Below are 16746 nucleotides of genomic sequence, written 5' to 3'. Positions count from 1 at the left end.
CCTCAAACGACATTCAACAGCAGCGCGAGGCTGCCAAAAAGACACGCGAACACGGCAATCCGGAACAAGCCCGGATGCCAGACATGGCGATACAGTCCGAGCCGGCCGAATAGCCAGTCGAGCAATATCTGCAAAAAGACGCAGCCGATGAAGACCAGCAGCAAGCTGGGCACCAGCGCATCGAATAAGGGAATTTCACGCGGCACGGTATTGATCCTTGGTTTGGGAATTGACGGCGAGCGCGGCCAGCACCGAGGTCTCATCCAGCAGCGAACTGCGGATCAGGTGCAGGTTGGCGCTCAGCGCCGGCATCGCCTGGCATTCGGCGATCGCTTGCAGCGCGGCGTCGATCGCGGCCTGTCGCCGCGCCGGGTGCGGTTTGGTAAACAGGCTGGCGATGCTGCGCACGCAACGTTCGACGGCTGCGGCGGCCGCGGGCTGGACATCCTGCCGCAAATGGATCACGGCACGGCCGATTTCCAGCACCGATAGCAACCAGGCCAGCACTTCGCGGTCGTCCTCGTTGTCGAGTTCGTGGCTGACCGCGAAGCGTTGCAGCAGGTCGCGGGTGGCGCTTTCGAAGGCCGGCATCAAGCCCGCTAGCGGCTGGCGGCAAGCCAGCACCACCTGGCGTCGCAGCGCGCCGGCCAGACGCCGTTTGACCCAGCGGCTGTCGGCCGGGTCGATCGCGACATACATCACGCTGGCGATGCCGACCCCGATCAAGCCGGCGATCAGACCATTGAAAAAGCTCAGTGCATCGAAGCTGTAGGCGCTGTCGAGTGCGCCGTAATTCAAGGTAAAGAACAGCATGCCGGTGCCGATGCCGGCGTATTTCGGCTGCATCGCCAGCCATGCGGCCAGCAGTAAAAACGGCGCGAGGGCCAGGCACAGCATCACAAAATTTTCGGCGTGCGGCTGCAGGCCGTAGGCGAAGATGAACGCCGCCAGGCCGCCGCCCGCGGCGCCGATGATGAAGTGGCGCACCGTGCGCGACGGGAACGGCGCGGCCGCAAACAAGCTGCTGACGACCGTCGCCAGCACCACCGCCTCGACCCCCGACGGCCAGCCGGACAGAATCCAGAACAGCATGCTCAGGCCGAATGCGGTCGCGGTGCGCAGCCCGGCAAACAGCACCATCAGCGGATCGGTGCGCGGCACGTAATGCGCCGGCAGCGTCGTATCGTCGGCCAGGCTGGTGTCGCCATCGCCAAGCAGCGCGGCATGGGTCAGCGTGTACGCCAGCAGTTCATCGGCAAAGCGCAGCAGCAATTCGCTGGCCGAGTCGAAGTCGAGCAAGGCTTGCGAATCGACCTTATCGCCGGCTGCAGCCAGCACGGCGCTGCGCGTGTTTGCCAGTTGCGCCGGCAGACGCAGGCGCAGCGCGCGCAGTTGTTGCGCGGCCGCAGCGGCGTCGACCTGCAGCGCGTCGGTGATTGCGCGGTATTGGCGCAACAGCGCAGCCAGCGCGGCTTGCTTGCCGGCGTTCTGCAATCGCATCAGCAATTGATCGAGCGAATGGAAGGTGGTCGAGGCGGTCATGAACGCCGTGTTGAGTCGCCGCAGTTGGGTGCTCTGCAAGCGGTGGCCGGGATTTTCGAAGACCGAGGACGAGCGCAGCGCTTCCAGCGAAATCACTTCGCCGATAAAGCGCAGCATGGTGCGCTCGCCGCTCGCCGCATGGGCGGCGTCGCGCCGGATGTACTGGGCGAAATCGGCATAGCGCCGACGCACCGCGGCCAGCAAGCTGTCGCTCAGCCGCTGCGGGAAGACGACGTCGCTGACGACGCCGGCGCACAGCAGGCCCAGCATCACTTCGGACAAGCGGGTGACGGCAATGTCGAACGCCTGATCCGGCTGCAGCGCGGCCGGCAGGCCGACGATCACCAGCGTGTAGCCGGCCAGCACAAATCCATACGACTGAAAATTGCGGAATACGGTCGAGCCGGCCGTGCATAAGGCCAGCCAGCAAGCGCCGGCCAGCAGGAACAACGTCGGCTCTTGCGAAAAACAGGCGACCAGCAGCAGCGACAGCATGACCCCGGCCACCGTACCGAGAAAGCGGTAAAAACTTTTCGCCAGCACCAGCGCGCTGCGCGGCTGCATCACGATGATCACGGTCAGCATCGCGGTGCTCGGTTTGCTGAGGTCGAAGCGCAGCGACAAGCCCAGCGCCAGCAACACGGCCACCGTCAGCTTGAGCATGTAAATGATGACCGGCGCTTGCGCCATCACCCAGGCGGCGCTGGCTTTTTTAAGCTCTTCCGGCCATGCGTGTGCTGCGCGCATTACAGCGCTGCCTGCGCCGGCGGCGTCGGCAAATCGTCGCCCAGACCGCCGCCGAGCGCCTGCATCAGCTGCACCCACGCATCCAGATATGCATTGCGCGCTTGCGCCACTCTTTGTTGTTGCCGCAGCAGCGAGGTTTGCGCATTCAGCACGCTGAGATATTCGGTCAGCCCGGCGTGAAAGCCGTTCTGCGCAATGTCGTAAGACTTTTGCGCCAGCGCCAGGGCTTGCTGCGAGTGGCGCTGCTGCTGCGCGCTGGACTTGAGTTTGACGATCTGGTCGGCCGCGCTTTGCAGCGCCAGCACCAGCGTGTTGTTATAACTTTCGACGGCGGCGTCGTAGGCGGCGGTTTCCGCGCCCAGCTTGCCGCGCAGCCGGCCGCCTTCGAAGATCGGCAACGAGATGGCCGGGGCGATGCCGCGCATGCCCGAGGCGCTCGTCAACAAACCGGCAAAGCCGAGCGACTGGAAGCCGAGGAAGGCGCTGATATTGATGTCCGGGTAGAACGCCGCCTTGGCGACGTCGATGTTCTTGCCGGCCGCTTCCACCCGCCAGCGTTGCGCCACCACGTCCGGGCGGCGGCCGATCAGGTTGGCGGGGACGTTGTCGGGCAGGCTGATCGGCGGCTGGGCTGTGTCGCGCTGCTGCGCCAGCGACGGCCGCCGGATCGCGTCGCCTGCGCCCGGACCCTGACCGCTCAGCGCCGCAATCTGGTTGCGCAACAGGGCGATGGCTTCGTCGACTTGCTCAATCTCGGCGCGCGAATTGGGCAGTGCGGTTTCGGCCTGGCTCAAATCCAGTTGCGTTCCCAGCCCGGCCGTCAGCCGGCGCCGGGCAATGCTGACGATAGACTCTTGCTGGCGCAGCGTGGCCTCGGCAATATCGCGCAGCGCGTATTGCAGCGACAGTTGCAGATAGCTGCGGACGACCGCGGTTTCGAGATTGAGCTGGACGCTGCGCGCTTCGGCGGCGCTGACCTGGGCTGCGCTGAGCGCGGCATCGAGCGCGCTGCTTTCCTTGCCCCACAGGTCGAGGTCGTAGCTGGCCTTCATGGCGATTTCGTTATCCCAATCCCAATTGCCGGCCAGCGGCGACGGCACCAGGCCTTGTTCGGTGAAGCGTTCGCGCGTGAATTCAGCCTTGGCGCCGACTTGCGGCAGGGTCCCGGCACGGGCTATGCCGGCCAGCGCGCGCGCCTGTTCGATCCGTGCGCGTGCGATTTTCAGGTTAGAGCTGCCGCTGACGGCTTGCTGCACCAAGGCGTCGAGCTGCGGGTCGCTGAAGGTTTGCCACCAGGCGTTGCCGGGCCAGTGACCGTCGACCGCGGTGCCACCCATCGCCGAGCCGAGCGCCAGGCTGTTGCTGTCGGTCGGTTTGGCATGCGGCGCAATGCCGGCCATATTGGCGCAACCGCTGACCAGCACAACGGCCAGCGTCAGTATCACGGTGGTGTGGGCGGACTGGTGCAGCAGGGGGGGCAGGATAGAGAAATGCATGGTTGCCGGAAGGGCTGTTGTTCTTTGAGGAAGTTGCTGATGCTGAGGGTGGCGCATGGTGTCGCCAATGCAAAGAGAGAGCGCGGAACTGCGCTCCCATCTTCACACTACCGCTTTCAAACTAAGCCGGGAATCAGGCGCCGGAATAAGTCGCATCGACCTCGCGGCCAGGTTTCGATTGCGTCGCCAGCTTGCGGGCTTGTTCGCTGCTTTTTACTTGTGCTTCAAGCGGGTATACAGCGTCGCTTTGGTTCATCAGGCCTTGGGCACGGGCTTGTTCCATCTCGGCGATGACTTCGGCGCGGGTCTTGCTCGATGTGACCTTGGTTTCGGGCGGGTAGCTCGCGTCGGCGAAAGCAGAACCGGCGGCGGCAAACACGGCAACAGCAGCGATCAATTGTTTGGCATTCATTTTTATTCTCCAAAAAGGTTAAGTTGCTAACAGCGGCTTCGGCCGATCGGGCATTGGTGTCAGCCGCCTCGGTGAGTCGCGCACTTCGCTAGTTAGGTGTGGGGCCCATCGATGGAGCTCAGTTTATGCGTTGTATAATTCGGAAAAAATAGGACTTATTGCAATGATCCATTCCATTTTATGAAACGATTGGGGTCTTGATTTATGGATAGACTGCGCTCAATGCGGGTTTTTCTGAAGATAGTGGAGCAGGGCAGCTTTGCCCGCGCAGCGCAGATGCTGGACCTCTCCAACGCGGCGGTGACGCGCCATGTGGCCGAATTGGAAAAGCATCTCGGCACCCGCCTGTTAAACCGCAGCACGCGCCAGCTGTCGCTGACCGAGACCGGCCAGGCCTATCTGGAGCGGGTGCGGCAGATCCTGACCGATATCGACGACGCCGACGCCATTGCCTCGTCGCTGTCGACCAAGGCCAACGGCACGCTCAGGCTGTATGCGCATTTGAGCTTCGGTCAATTCCAGTTGCCGCAACTGTTGCCGCTGTATGCGCAGCGCTATCCCGAGGTGTCGCTGGATGTGACCTTGTCGGATCGGACCGTGGATTTGGTCGAGGAAGGTTTCGATGTCGGCATGTTCAACAACCTGCAAAAATTCGACGCCACCATGATCGTGCGGCAATTGGGGGTGGCCAAAGTATCGCTGTACGCGTCGCCGGACTACATCAAACGGCATGGCGCGCCCGAGACGCCGGCGGATTTGTCCAACCATGCCTGCTTGAATTTCGCCTACGAACATTTGCGCCATCACTGGTCGATCGAGGGCCCGGAGGGCGAGGTGCGGGTCCCGATCACCAGCAAGATGGTGTCCAACAACGGCGACCTGCTGAGCAATTGCGCGCTGGCCGGAATGGGCGTGGTGCTGCGGCCGTCGTTCGCACTCGGCGATGCGTTGAAGAGCGGCCGCCTGGTGCCTGTGCTGCCCGATCATCGGGCCAGCCTGCTGACGGTCATGATGGTCTACCCGAGCCGGCGTCTGCTGTCGGCTACCGTGCGCAGCTTTGTCGATTTCATGATCGAGCAGTTTCCGCAGCCGGAGATTGATCCGTGGCTGGGCAAGTAAAAGGCGGTTGGGCGGCAAACCCCAACGTTTGGTAGCGATGAAAGGCTAGACCGAGGCGGTATTGGACAAATCCGAGACCAGCGTTGATTACTGCCACCGTCGGTAGGGCGGATGAGCGCAGCGTTATCCGCCGTTTCACCGTGTTAGATACATCGAATGCAGGTGACGCATCCAGCGGCGGATAACGCTACGCTCATCCGCCCTACAGTAGTCCGGCGGGTCGTCAACGGTGTTAAAAGAATTGACGTCGACCTTCGGAAGCTTGCCAATTTGGTCAAATGAAAGGCGGGCGCAGGAATTCGGCCAATGCCTGCAGCGCCGGGGACAATTGGCGCTGACTCGGATAGTAGAGAAAGAAGCCGGGACGGGCCCAGCACCAGGCGTCGAGCAAAGGCAGCAGCCGGCCATCGTCCAGATACGGCTGCAAATGGTCTTCGGCCAGCAGCACGATGCCGGCGCCGTTCAGGGCGGCTCCCAACGCAACGTGCGCATCGCTCAATATCAGCGGGCCGCCGACTTTTACGTCCAGGAACTGGCCGTTTTCCATGAAGCGCCAGGGGGCTATCGCGCCGCTCGATGGACGCCTGATGCAGATGCAATCGTGGCTTTGCAAATCGCGCGGCATCAGCGGATAGCCGCGGCTGGCGAGATAGCCCGGAGCCGCAGCCGCGACGAAGCGGCGATCGGGGCTGATGCGGCGCGCGACCATGTCTTGATCGAGCATTTCGCCGCGCCGGATGCCGGCGTCGAAGCGGTGCTTGACGATATCGGTCACCTTATCCTCGACCGCAAGATCCAGCGTGATCGCCGGATACCTTGCCCGGAATTCCGCCAGCCGCGGAACCAGCAGCAAGTCGGCGGCGACCCGCGGCACCGTGAGGCGCACCACGCCGGTTGGCGTCTCCCGGAAATCATTGATGGCGTCGGTCGCGCGCGCCAGTCCTTCCAGGGCCGGGCGCAGCTGGTCGAGCAGCCGCTCTCCGGCCGCGGTGGTGGAGACGCTGCGCGTGGTGCGATTGAGCAAGCGCACTCCCAATCGTTCCTCCAGCAACCGGATCGATTGACTCAAAGCCGAAGCCGAAACGCCCAGATGCGCCGCCGCCTTGGCGAAACTCGCCCGCTCCGCGATTGCGGCGAAGGCGCTCAGTTCGGCGAATTCGGTGCCACGCATTTGATTAGTCCAGCTAATGAGATTGTGAAGATTTTATAGTATTCAAAGCAATAATCAATCGCCTTATACTTTGCGACTTATTACCGGCAAGACATGAAAGGGAGAGGGAGATATGAGCTACGAGTCAAAAATCTACAAGGTCGGCGACGCCACGGTCACGCGCGTCAGCGAATTGGCGCTGACGACTTTTACGCCGGAAATGCTGTTCCAGGGATGGCATCCCGATGTGCTGCAAGACCATGCGACGTGGTTGTCGCCGGGCTCCATGGATGACGCGCGTCAACGGGCCTTGATGAGCGTCCACACCTGGGTGATCCAGACCGGACGCCATACGATCCTGATCGATACCGGCGTCGGCAACGACAAGAATCGCCCGTTCACTCCGATGTTCGACCATCTTCAGCTGCCCTATCTGGCCCGGCTCAAGGCCGCCGGCGTCGAGCCCGAAGCGGTCGATTTCGTGTTGCTGACACACTTGCATGTGGACCATGTTGGATGGAACACGCGGCTGGTCGATGGCAATTGGGTGCCGACCTTCCCCAACGCGAAATACCTGTTTTCCCGTGACGAGTATCAGTACTTCGCCGACCAGCGCAATCACAGCGAGCGCAACAAGACCAGTTTCATTGTTCAACAAGACAGCGTGCTGCCGATTGTCAGAGCCGGGTTGGCGCAGATGATCGATTTTGACGGCAAAGAGGTGATTGACGGTCTGACTTTTCATCCGACAGTCGGGCACAGCTTCGGCCATGCCTCCATCAGCCTGAACTCGGCCGGGGAGCGGGCGCTGTTCTCCGGCGACGTGCTGCATCACCCGATCCAGATTCACCGTCCCGAGTGGAACTCGAGGTTCGATGCGTTTCCCGAGCAGGCGCGCGCCTCGCGGCGATGGGCGCTCGACTATGCGGCCGACAACAATGCCATGTTCTTCAGTTCGCATTTTCCAGAGACATCGGTGGGGCAGGTTACGCGTAAGGACGGCGGATTCGAGTGGCGCTACGTCTAAGTTTGAAGGCGACGGCAAAAAGTAGTTAAACGGGGTCAGTCTGCGGTTGGGCTTTGCAGCCCAACCAACAACACAGCGTTATCGAGGCCGCCGTGGCATGGAATCCGCTATCTCTTGCGGCCTTGATTCTTATCGAAACAAGCCATCCTTTCGACGGCCGGCGTTCCTTCTTCCTTGACCTCGCATCGCTTGAAAGTCTTGGGCAATTGCTTGATCAGCGTGGCGGCATTTTTTTTGTCCTGGCAAAGGATCCAGAACGGCGGTTCATTTTTGTCTCTCGTCCAAATTTGCTTCTTGCCTTGGTTGAGGAAATCCGGTTTCAACTGATAGTTCTTGGACGGATGGTCGGAGAAAAACTGCACATGATGATCAAGATACGCATAGTCCTTATTGCCGTCGTACGCGATCCAGTCCTTGGCAACCGCGCTGGCAGTGATTGCAGCCGGGCAGGCGGGTACGGCCGGTGCTGCATGGGAAACGATGGCTGCGCCAAGCAGGGCGGTGAAACAGAGTAAGCGGCAATGTAATTTCATGTCGGTTAATCCTTATGTAAATATAAACACTCCGGCCATAGTTAACCAAAGAATCCGATCGGTCAACTAGTGGACTGGGCTGCCAAGCCCATCATTCCTTTCATCGCTACCAAACGTCGGGTTTTTCGGCCTAAGCGCAGTACGCCCGCCGATGTATTCAAACAGTCATCTAGACGTCACGATGACGTAATAAATGGCCGCTACGATGCCTCCCAGTCGATCACCAACGCCCACCTAACCAGGAGCATCCACATGCAGATTCGTCATTTGCTGAAGCCAGCCGCCTTGCTATGCGCATTGAGCTGCAATCTCGTTCACGCGGACACCAGTCTGACCGTGTATACGGCGCTTGAAGCCGACCAATTGAAGGCTTACCAGCATCAGTTCGAAACCGAATATCCCGATATCAAAATCCGCTGGGTGCGCGATTCGACCGGCATCATCACGGCCAAACTGCTGGCCGAAAAAGCCGCGCCGCAGGCCGACGTGGTGATGGGCGTTGCCGCCACCTCGCTGCTGGTGCTGGCCAAGGACGACATGTTGCAGCCTTACGCGCCTAAAGGCATGGACAAGCTGTCGAAGCGCTATATCGACAACAGCACGCCGCCTAACTGGGTCGGCATGGATGTGTGGGGCGCGGCGATTTGCTTCAACACCGTGGAAGCGAAGAAGCTGGGCCTGAAAAAGCCCGAGTCCTGGAAAGACCTGCTGAAGCCGGAATACAAAGGCAAGATCGTCATGCCTAACCCGGCCTCCAGCGGCACCGGCTATTTCGATGTCAGCGCATGGCTGGCCCAGTTCGGCGAAAAGGACGGCTGGGGCTATATGGACAAACTGCACGACAACATCGCGCAATACACGCATTCCGGCTCCAAGCCCTGCAAGCAAGCGGCCAGCGGCGAGTTCCCGATCGGCATCGCGTTTGAATATCGCGGCGCCAAGCTGAAAGAGGGCGGCGCGCCGATCGACCTGATCTTCCCGAAAGAAGGCCTGGGCTGGGACGTCGAAGCGACCGCCATCATGAAGGGCACCAAAAACCTGGATGCGGCCCGCAAATTCGCCGACTGGTCGGCCTCGAAATCGGCCAACGAACTGTATGCGAGAAATTTTGCGATCGTCGCCTATCCCGGCGTCGCCCAGCAAAGCCCGCTGATCCCGGCCAATTACGAGCAGCTGCTGATCAAGCAGGATTTGAAGTGGGCAGCGGTCAACCGCGATCGCATCCTTGCTGAATGGAGCAAGCGGTACGACGGCAAATCGGAACCTAAATAATAAGGTCACCCCTAAAACCTACTGCGCGACCCAATCTCGGGGCTGCGATGCTCGCTGTACCTCCGTACAGCTGCGCTTCTTGCCCCGACCTTGGGCCGCTCGCTACGGTTTTAGAGGCGACCATAAATAGCATTGCAGGATGGCCCGGATCGCTATCCGGGCCGATTTACTTTTGAGGATAACAACGCGCATGACGCTTTCGGTGAACGACATCAGTCAGCTGTTTAATCGGGCCGGCGGCGAGCTTTACGGCGGCGAGGCAATCACGCAGCGCGAGCACGCGCTGCAAGCCGGCTGGTTGGCCGAACAGTCCGGCGCCGACGAGCAGTTGATCATCGCCTGTCTGCTGCACGATCTTGGACATATGTTGTTCGGCCAGGGCGACGACGATCTGGCCCAAGGCCGGGACGATCTGCATCAGGTAAAAATAATTCCGTTCCTGCGCGGCCTGCTGCCGCCGGAAATCATCGAACCGATCGCCTTGCACGTGGATGCCAAGCGCTATCTGTGCCACGTAGAGCCGGCGTATTTCGCGGCGCTGTCGGATGCCTCGCGCACCAGCCTGGCGTTACAGGGCGGCGCGATGGACGCGGCGGCCGCGCAGCAATTCGCCGCCAGGCCGCATGCCGCGTGCGCCATCGCCTTGCGCCGTTGCGACGATGCCGCGAAGGTGGTCGGCATGACGGTTCCACCTTATGAATACTTTTTGCCGCGCTTGCTCGCCATCGCGGAAACAGCGGGGGCGCAATGAAATTGCATGAACCTGGCGTCGCCTCGGAGCAGGCCGCAAGCGAACAGCGCGACTGGCTCCGCATTCACGGCGTCAGCAAACATTTCGGCGCATTCAACGCGTTGCAAGAAATCGACCTCAGCGTCAACAAAGGCGAGTTCATCTGTCTGCTGGGACCATCCGGCTGCGGCAAAACGACTTTGCTGCGCATCATCGCCGGACTGGAAGCGCAAGACCGCGGCGGGGTCAGCATGGCCGGGCGCGAAATCGGCCAGCTGCCGCCGGCCCAGCGCAACTACGGCATCGTGTTCCAGTCGTACGCGCTGTTTCCCAATCTCGACGTCGCCGCCAATGTCGGCTACGCCCTCAAAACCAGCCGCGCCGAAAAAGCTCGCCGGGTCGATGAGTTGCTGGATCTGGTGGGGCTGGCCGGCACCGAGCAGCGCTACCCGTCCCAGCTGTCCGGCGGCCAGCAACAGCGGGTGGCGTTGGCGCGCGCCTTGGCCACCTCGCCCAGCTTGCTGCTGCTGGACGAACCGCTGTCGGCGCTGGATGCCAAAGTGCGCGAACGCTTGCGCCAGGAGCTGCGCCAGCTGCAACGCAAATTGGGCGTGACCACCATCATGGTGACTCACGATCAAGAGGAGGCATTGGAAGTGGCCGACACGATCGTGGTCATGAGCAATGGCCGCATCGAACAAATCGGCACGCCCGAACAGGTGTACCGCGAACCCGCATCGCGCTTCGTGGCCGAGTTCATCGGCCGCGCCAACTGGTTGCCGCTGCTGCTGGATCAGCACGGCCAGGCGACGCTTGCCGGCCAGCCGCTGAAGGTGCGGATTCCGACTTCGATGATAGGCGTCAATTTCAGCGCCAGCGCCTTTTGCCGGCCGGAAGACGTGCGCATCGAAAACCGCTGGGAAGTCGGTTCGGATTCGATGATGGCAGTGGTCGAGCGGGTCGATTTTCATGGCGGACTGCGGCGCGCCGCGCTGACGCTGTGCGCCGATCGCACCATCCGCATCATCGCCGATGTCGGCCCCAACGATGCCGGCTACGCGATGCTGGAACCCGGCCGCCGGGTGCCGGTCACGCTGCCCGGACATAAAGTCCGCGTGTTTCCCGGTACCTCGCCATGCTGAGCCTCAAGCTTCGTTTCGCCGGAGCGCGGCCTGCGATTTCATTACGCAGCAGCGACGAAACCTTGGCGGTAGCGCTGGCGTGGTTGGCTGCGCTGGTGCTGCTGGCCTTCATCGCCTGGCCCTTGATGAGCATGTTCGGCATGACCACCCAGGCCCGCGACGGCAGTTATGTCGGCTTGTCCAACTGGACCGGCCTGCTGCTGGAATCCCGGCTGCGCGACGCCACCTGGAACAGCGTCGCGCTGGCGCTGGCGACGCTGCTCGTGGTGCTGCCGTCGGCGATGGCTTTCGCGTTTGCGCTGACCCGTTCCTACATTCCCGGCCGCCGCCTGTTCCGCCTGATCGCGCTGTCGCCGATGCTGGCGCCGTCGCTGATGCCGGCCATTTCGCTGGTCTATTTGTTCGGCAACCAGGGGCTGCTGAAAGGCTGGCTAGTCGCGCACAGCATTTACGGCCCGATCGGGATTGTGCTGGGCGAGGCCTTCTATACCTTTCCGCATGCCTTGCTGATCCTGACTGCGGCGCTGGGCATGGCCGACGCCCGTTTGTATGAGGCGGCTGAGACGCTGGGCGCTGGCAAATTGCGCCGCTTCCTGACGATTACCGTGCCCAATGCGCGCTACGGCATCGTGTCTGCCGCGATGGTGGTGTTCACGCTGGTGGTGACCGATTTCGGCGTGCCCAAGGTGATCGGCGGCCACACCAATGTGCTGGCGCTGGAAGCCTACAAACAGGTGATCGGTCAGCAAAATTTCAGCAAAGGCGCGGTGATCGGCGTCTTGCTGCTGCTGCCGGCGGTGCTCAGCTTTGCGGTCGAGCAGTGGCTGTCGCGCCGCCAATCGGTGCAAATGAGCGGCCGCTCGGTGCTCTACCGGCCGCGCAAGAGTGTCGCGCGCGATACCGCGCTGTGGTCGTGGTGCGCGCTGGTGTCGATTTTCTTGCTGGCGTTTCTAGGTGTCGCCGCTGCTGCCGCGTTTATCAAGTCGTGGCCGTATGACTTCAGCCTGACCTTGGCGCATTTCGATTTCGATCAACTGGACGGCGGCGGCTGGCAATCGTTCCGCAACAGTGCAAAGTTGGCGCTGCTGGTCACCATGTTCGGCACCGGCTTTATCTTTGTGTGCGCCTACCTGGTGAGCAAGATGCCGGTGCCGCGCTTGGCCGCGACCACCATCCGCAGCCTGGCGCTGCTGCCGATGGCGGTGCCCGGCATGGTGCTGGGGCTGGGCTATATCCTCTGCTTCAACAATCCGGCCAATCCCTTGCACCGTTTGTACGGCAGCATGGCGCTGCTGGTGATCGCGACGATTGCCCATTTTTATACGACCGCGCACCTGACCATCACAACCGCGCTGCGCCAGATGGATGGCGAGATCGAAGCCGTCGCGCGCAGCCTGCGCAGTCCGTGGTGGGTCACGTTGCGGCGGGTCACCTTGCCGGTCAGTCTGCCTGCGATTCTGGACGTTGCCAGATACCTGTTCGTGTCCAGCATGACCACCGTCAGCTGCGTGATCTTTTTGTATACGCCCGATACCGTGCTGGCCGCGCTCGCCGTGCTCAACATGGACGACGCCGGCGACACCGCATCCGCTGCTGCGATGTCGACCTTGATCGTCGGCAGCTCGCTGCTTGCCACGCTGTTGATGAACGGCGTCGGCTGGTGGGTCAATCGGCGCGCACAAGACTGGCGTCGAACTTGCCACTGAAGATTTCTCCGTTGCTTCCTTACTCCACTTTTTTTAATAAGGTCAAATAACTGCAATGCGCGATCCAATTTTGCTGACACCCGGTCCGCTGACCACCACGCTCGCAACCAAAAGCGCCATGCTGCATGACTGGGGCTCGTGGGACGAAGACTTCAACCGCCTGACCGCCAAAGTCCGCGCCAAATTGCTGGCTATCGTCGATGCCGACGAACGCTATGTCTGCGTGCCGCTGCAAGGCTCCGGCACCTTTGCGGTGGAAGCCGCGATCGGCACTTTGCTGCCGAAACAGGGCAAATTGCTATGTCTGGCCAACGGCGCTTACGGCAAACGAATCGCGCAGCTGACCGAAGTGATGGGCCGGCGCGTGACCGTCATCGACTTCGGCGAATCGGCGCCGGTCGATCCGGCAGCCGTCGCGCAAGCCTTGGCGCGCGATCCGGAAATCACCCACGTCGCGCTGGTGTATTGCGAAACCGGCACCGGGATTCTCAATCCGCTGGATGCCATCGCCGCGGTGGTCGCGGCGGCGGGCAAGAAGCTGATACTCGACGCCATGAGCGCATTCGGCGGCTTGCCGCTGGCGCTAGCCACACTCCCGGTCGAGGCCGTGATCGCCTCCAGCAACAAATGTCTGGAAGGCGTGCCGGGCATGGCGTTCATCCTGGTGCAAAAAGACGCGCTGGAAAACGCCGAAGGCCGCGCCCATTCGCTGTCGCTCGATTTGCATGCGCAATGGAAGTACATGGAACGCACCGGCCAGTGGCGCTTTACGCCGCCTACCCATATCGTCGCCGCGCTCGACAGCGCCTTGGATCAATATGAACAAGAGGGCGGCCAGCCGGCGCGGCTGGCGCGCTATCGCGACAACTGCCAGGCGCTGATTGCCGGCTTGGAGCAATTGGGTTTGCGCCCGTATCTGCCGGCCGAACTGCAAGCGCCGATCATCGTGACCGTGCACGCGCCGCAGCACCCTAACTGGAATTTCCAGGAATTTTATAGATTGACCAAGGCGCACGGAGTGATCATTTATCCCGGCAAGCTGACCGTGGTCGAGACCTTCCGCGTCGGCTGCATCGGCGCGATCGGCCAAGCCGAGATGGCGATGGCGATCGACACAATTGCCCGCGCCTTGCGTGCGATGGATATTCCCTGCTAAACGATTCTGCCGGAGCCTAAACATGACCCAATTTCAATCTGACTACCAATACAGCCGGACCTATCAGGGACCGGTGCAAGCCGTTATTTTCGACTGGGCCGGCACCCTGGTCGACTTCGGCTCGTTCGCGCCGACCCAGGTGCTGATCGACGCCTTCGCCGGTTTCGGCGTTGAAGTGTCGCTGGCCGAAGCGCGGGTGCCGATGGGCCTGGCCAAGTGGGACCACATCCAGGCGCTGGGGCGGCAAAGCGGCGTGGCGCAGCGCTGGCAAGCCAAATATGGGCGACCGATGAGCGATGCCGATGTCGATGCGCTGTATGCCGCCTTCCTGCCGTTGCAGATCGAGCGGGTTGCGCACTATTCGGCGGTGATTCCCGGTGCGCTGGAGGTGCTTTCCCAGCTCGCCGGCCAAGGCATCCGGATCGGCTCCTGTTCCGGCTACCCGCGGGTGGTGATGGATCGCTTGCTGGCGCATGCCGCCAGCCAGGGCTTGACGGTCGAGCATGCGGTCGCCACCGACGACCTGAAAGCCGGCGGCCGGCCGGGGCCGTGGATGGCGCTGGCCAATGTGATCGAACTGGGCGTGACCGAGGTGTGCGCCTGCGTCAAGGTCGACGATACCGCGCCGGGGATAGAAGAAGGATTGGCGGCCGGCATGTGGACCGTCGGGCTGGCCTTGTCCGGCAATGAGGCGGGCTTGACGCTGGCGGAACTGGAGCAGTTATCGCCGGCGCAGCGCGCCCAGCGCCGTGCGCTGGCCAGCCGCAAGCTGGTGCAGTCCGGCGCCCATTACATCATCGACACCATCGCCGATCTGCCGGCCGTGATCGAAGCCATCGCCGCCCGCATCGCCAACGGGGAACGGCCGTGAGCAGTGTGCACAATGGCCGCCGGATCGCCATCGTCGGCGCCGGCATCGTCGGCCTGGCGCATGCCTGGGCCGCGGTGCGGCGCGGCGATCATGTCACCGTGTACGAACGCGATAGCGAAGCGGTCGGCGCCTCGGTGCGCAACTTCGGTCTGGGCCTGGTGCTGGGGCAGCCGCTGGGCGATTTGCATGATCTGGCGCAGCGCAGCCGCAGCCTGTGGCTGCAGTTTTTGGCGGCGACCGATTGCTGGCACAAACAGCAAGGCAGCCTGATCGTCGCCCGCAGCCAGGCCGAACTGGATGTGCTGGAAGCCTTCCAGTCGGCGCAAGGTTCTGCGTATCAGACGCAGATGATCGGCAGCGCGGAAGTCGCCGGCCATCACGCCACAGGGCTGGCCGGCCTGTATAGCGGCAGCGAGATCACGCTCGTGCCGCGGATCGCGATCCCGACGCTGGCGCGCTGGCTGGCGCAACAGCACGGCGTGGTTTTTCATTACGACACCCAGGTCAATGCGATCGAGCTGCCGAGTATTCACACCAGCCGGGGCCTGCATCAAGCCGATCAAGCCGTGATCTGTTCCGGCCACGATTTCCAGACCTTGTTCCCGCAGCAGTACGCCGCGCTCGACATGCGTCGCTGCGCGCTGCAAATGCTGCGCGTCGCCAATCCCGGCATCAAGCTGGGGCCGGCCTTGATGACCGGCCTGTCGACCTTGCACTACGGCGCGTTCACCCAATGCGCCGCGCTCGTCGCGCCGCTGGCTGCTTTGCGCCAGGAGGTGGAGCAGCGCGAGCCCTTCCTGCTGGAGCACGGCATCCACCTGATCGTCCAGCAATCGGGCGCGGACGGCAACCTGATCATCGGCGACTCGCACGCATACGGCGCGACCGTGTCGCCGTTCAACCGGGCGGAAATCGACGCGCAGATCGCGGCGCTGGCCGAGACGCTGCTGCAACGCCGGCTGCAAGTGCTGGAGCATTGGCAAGGGATCTATGCCAGCGGCCCGCGTCCGTATGAAGTGTTTCAACCGGCCGAGGGCGTGCAGGCGGTGACCATCTCCAGCGGCATCGGCATGAGCATTGCGTTTGGTTTGGCAGAGCGGAATCTTGCAGCGTGACGGACAAAACCATCGTCCGCAGCGCCGGCACCACCGTCTGGCGCCAAATCGAACAAGCGCTCAGCGCCGACATCCTGGCCGGCAACCTGACCGAGCGCCTGCCGAACGAGACCGCGCTGGCCGAACGCTTCAGCGTCAACCGCCACACCGTGCGGCAGGCGGTCAAGGCGCTGGCCGAGCGCGGCATGGTCGAAGTGGTGCACGGCAAAGGCACGTTTGTGCGCAACGACGCGATCGCCTATCAGATGGGGCGCAAGACCCGTTTCGCGCATAGCGTGGCCAAGGCCCGCCGCGCCGGCAAGAGCCAGCTGCTGCATTGGTCCGAGCAAGCGGTCGATGGCGAAATCGCGCAACTGCTAGACCTGCGGCCCGATGCGCAAGTGCTGAAGGTGGAATCGCTCGACCTGGTCGACGACAAGGTGATCGGCGTCGGCAGCCAATGCTTCCCATTGCCCAGGTTCGCCGGCTTCGGCGAAATCTACGCGCAAACCGGCAAGACACATTTGGCGCTGGCGCATTTCGGCGTGCACGAATTCCAGCGCCGCATCAGCCGCGTCACCGCCAGATTGCCCGACAAGGAAGTGGCGCAACTGCTGGGCCAGCCGGCCGCGCTGCCCATCCTGTATGTCGAAACGGTGTATGTCGATGAGCGCCAGCAAGCGATCGAGTATGGGGTGACGCAGTTTGGTAGCGCTTCGGTGCAGGTGTTGATTGAGCCTGATTAGGTG

16 protein-coding genes are annotated in these 16746 nt (G+C 62.3%); 10 read left to right on the top strand and 6 right to left on the bottom strand.

The features are described from left to right. Positions 1–2: 2 nt before the first annotated feature. From ACFPM8_RS15935 to ACFPM8_RS15920, 4 genes are all read right to left on the bottom strand, one after another. Positions 3–206, bottom strand: a complete 204-nt coding sequence (locus tag ACFPM8_RS15935) for a DUF1656 domain-containing protein (protein WP_378998759.1) — start codon at positions 204–206, stop codon at positions 3–5. Further along, positions 196–2289: an FUSC family protein gene (locus tag ACFPM8_RS15930; RefSeq protein ID WP_378998757.1), complete on the bottom strand. Its 2094-nt coding sequence runs from the start codon at positions 2287–2289 to the stop codon at positions 196–198. Before ACFPM8_RS15930 ends, ACFPM8_RS15935 begins: the two co-directional genes overlap by 11 nt. After that, complete coding sequence (locus ACFPM8_RS15925) at positions 2289–3785, bottom strand: efflux transporter outer membrane subunit (RefSeq protein ID WP_378998755.1); 1497 nt, start codon at positions 3783–3785, stop codon at positions 2289–2291. Before ACFPM8_RS15925 ends, ACFPM8_RS15930 begins: the two co-directional genes overlap by 1 nt. Before the next feature lie 133 nt (positions 3786–3918). Then, positions 3919–4197 (bottom strand): DUF4148 domain-containing protein, encoded by a 279-nt coding sequence (locus tag ACFPM8_RS15920; protein ID WP_378998753.1) that lies wholly within the window; start codon positions 4195–4197, stop codon positions 3919–3921. A 204-nt stretch (positions 4198–4401) separates the two neighbouring features. Between ACFPM8_RS15920 and ACFPM8_RS15915 the strand changes: the two genes are divergently transcribed. Next, positions 4402–5316 (top strand): LysR family transcriptional regulator, encoded by a 915-nt coding sequence (locus tag ACFPM8_RS15915; protein WP_378998751.1) that lies wholly within the window; start codon positions 4402–4404, stop codon positions 5314–5316. Positions 5317–5590: 274 nt separating this feature from the next. Here ACFPM8_RS15915 and ACFPM8_RS15910 read toward each other — a convergent pair whose 3' ends face one another. Then, positions 5591–6487, bottom strand: coding sequence for a LysR family transcriptional regulator (locus ACFPM8_RS15910; protein WP_378998749.1), 897 nt, complete (start codon positions 6485–6487; stop codon positions 5591–5593). 112 nt (positions 6488–6599) lie between these two features. Here ACFPM8_RS15910 and ACFPM8_RS15905 point away from each other — a divergent pair, with 112 nt between their 5' ends. Further along, positions 6600–7493 (top strand): MBL fold metallo-hydrolase, encoded by an 894-nt coding sequence (locus ACFPM8_RS15905; RefSeq protein WP_378998748.1) that lies wholly within the window; start codon positions 6600–6602, stop codon positions 7491–7493. 107 nt (positions 7494–7600) lie between these two features. On the opposite strand, the gene ACFPM8_RS15900 is transcribed toward ACFPM8_RS15905, so the two are convergent. Continuing rightward, positions 7601–8026 (bottom strand): STY0301 family protein, encoded by a 426-nt coding sequence (locus ACFPM8_RS15900; RefSeq protein WP_378998746.1) that lies wholly within the window; start codon positions 8024–8026, stop codon positions 7601–7603. 252 nt (positions 8027–8278) lie between these two features. Between ACFPM8_RS15900 and ACFPM8_RS15895 the strand changes: the two genes are divergently transcribed. The 8 genes from ACFPM8_RS15895 to phnF all read left to right on the top strand — a co-directional run bounded on the left by ACFPM8_RS15895 (position 8279) and on the right by phnF (position 16743). After that, entirely contained in the window at positions 8279–9298 is a 1020-nt protein-coding gene (locus tag ACFPM8_RS15895; protein ID WP_378998744.1) for a putative 2-aminoethylphosphonate ABC transporter substrate-binding protein, read from the top strand. Between the two features lie 190 nt (positions 9299–9488). Beyond that, positions 9489–10049: an HD domain-containing protein gene (locus tag ACFPM8_RS15890; RefSeq protein WP_378998741.1), complete on the top strand. Its 561-nt coding sequence runs from the start codon at positions 9489–9491 to the stop codon at positions 10047–10049. After that, the gene (locus tag ACFPM8_RS15885; protein WP_378998740.1) at positions 10046–11170 is read left to right on the top strand and encodes a putative 2-aminoethylphosphonate ABC transporter ATP-binding protein; all 1125 of its coding nucleotides are present in this window, start codon (positions 10046–10048) and stop codon (positions 11168–11170) included. The genes ACFPM8_RS15890 and ACFPM8_RS15885 overlap by 4 nt, the downstream gene beginning before the upstream one ends. Further along, positions 11164–12876, top strand: coding sequence for a putative 2-aminoethylphosphonate ABC transporter permease subunit (locus ACFPM8_RS15880; RefSeq protein ID WP_378998737.1), 1713 nt, complete (start codon positions 11164–11166; stop codon positions 12874–12876). The genes ACFPM8_RS15885 and ACFPM8_RS15880 overlap by 7 nt, the downstream gene beginning before the upstream one ends. A 55-nt stretch (positions 12877–12931) precedes the next feature. Next, a complete protein-coding gene (locus ACFPM8_RS15875; protein ID WP_378998735.1) occupies positions 12932–14032 on the top strand; it encodes a 2-aminoethylphosphonate--pyruvate transaminase in 1101 nt (366 codons plus the stop codon). 22 nt (positions 14033–14054) lie between these two features. Continuing rightward, a complete protein-coding gene (phnX, locus tag ACFPM8_RS15870; protein WP_378998732.1) occupies positions 14055–14903 on the top strand; it encodes a phosphonoacetaldehyde hydrolase in 849 nt (282 codons plus the stop codon). After that, positions 14900–16018, top strand: a complete 1119-nt coding sequence (locus tag ACFPM8_RS15865) for a TIGR03364 family FAD-dependent oxidoreductase (RefSeq protein ID WP_378998731.1) — start codon at positions 14900–14902, stop codon at positions 16016–16018. The genes phnX and ACFPM8_RS15865 overlap by 4 nt, the downstream gene beginning before the upstream one ends. Beyond that, the gene (gene phnF / locus ACFPM8_RS15860; protein ID WP_378998729.1) at positions 16015–16743 is read left to right on the top strand and encodes a phosphonate metabolism transcriptional regulator PhnF; all 729 of its coding nucleotides are present in this window, start codon (positions 16015–16017) and stop codon (positions 16741–16743) included. Before ACFPM8_RS15865 ends, phnF begins: the two co-directional genes overlap by 4 nt. Positions 16744–16746 lie beyond the last annotated feature (3 nt).

This window comes from Paraherbaspirillum soli (assembly GCF_042654985.1).
Taxonomy (GTDB): domain Bacteria; phylum Pseudomonadota; class Gammaproteobacteria; order Burkholderiales; family Burkholderiaceae_D; genus Paraherbaspirillum; species Paraherbaspirillum soli.
Note: the sequence above shows the minus strand (reverse complement) of the source record. Positions and strands in the feature narration are given on the sequence as shown.

Excerpts from the sequence above, each read along its gene's own strand:
- ACFPM8_RS15930 (WP_378998757.1), bottom strand. The coding sequence starts at position 2,289 with ATGCGCGCAGCACACGCATGGCCGGAAGAGCTTAAAAAAGCCAGCGCC.
- ACFPM8_RS15925 (WP_378998755.1), bottom strand. The coding sequence starts at position 3,785 with ATGCATTTCTCTATCCTGCCCCCCCTGCTGCACCAGTCCGCCCACACC.
- ACFPM8_RS15920 (WP_378998753.1), bottom strand. The coding sequence starts at position 4,197 with ATGAATGCCAAACAATTGATCGCTGCTGTTGCCGTGTTTGCCGCCGCC.
- ACFPM8_RS15915 (WP_378998751.1), top strand. The coding sequence starts at position 4,402 with ATGGATAGACTGCGCTCAATGCGGGTTTTTCTGAAGATAGTGGAGCAG.
- ACFPM8_RS15910 (WP_378998749.1), bottom strand. The coding sequence starts at position 6,487 with ATGCGTGGCACCGAATTCGCCGAACTGAGCGCCTTCGCCGCAATCGCG.
- ACFPM8_RS15905 (WP_378998748.1), top strand. The coding sequence starts at position 6,600 with ATGAGCTACGAGTCAAAAATCTACAAGGTCGGCGACGCCACGGTCACG.
- ACFPM8_RS15900 (WP_378998746.1), bottom strand. The coding sequence starts at position 8,026 with ATGAAATTACATTGCCGCTTACTCTGTTTCACCGCCCTGCTTGGCGCA.
- ACFPM8_RS15895 (WP_378998744.1), top strand. The coding sequence starts at position 8,279 with ATGCAGATTCGTCATTTGCTGAAGCCAGCCGCCTTGCTATGCGCATTG.
- ACFPM8_RS15890 (WP_378998741.1), top strand. The coding sequence starts at position 9,489 with ATGACGCTTTCGGTGAACGACATCAGTCAGCTGTTTAATCGGGCCGGC.
- ACFPM8_RS15885 (WP_378998740.1), top strand. The coding sequence starts at position 10,046 with ATGAAATTGCATGAACCTGGCGTCGCCTCGGAGCAGGCCGCAAGCGAA.
- ACFPM8_RS15880 (WP_378998737.1), top strand. The coding sequence starts at position 11,164 with ATGCTGAGCCTCAAGCTTCGTTTCGCCGGAGCGCGGCCTGCGATTTCA.
- ACFPM8_RS15875 (WP_378998735.1), top strand. The coding sequence starts at position 12,932 with ATGCGCGATCCAATTTTGCTGACACCCGGTCCGCTGACCACCACGCTC.
- phnX (WP_378998732.1), top strand. The coding sequence starts at position 14,055 with ATGACCCAATTTCAATCTGACTACCAATACAGCCGGACCTATCAGGGA.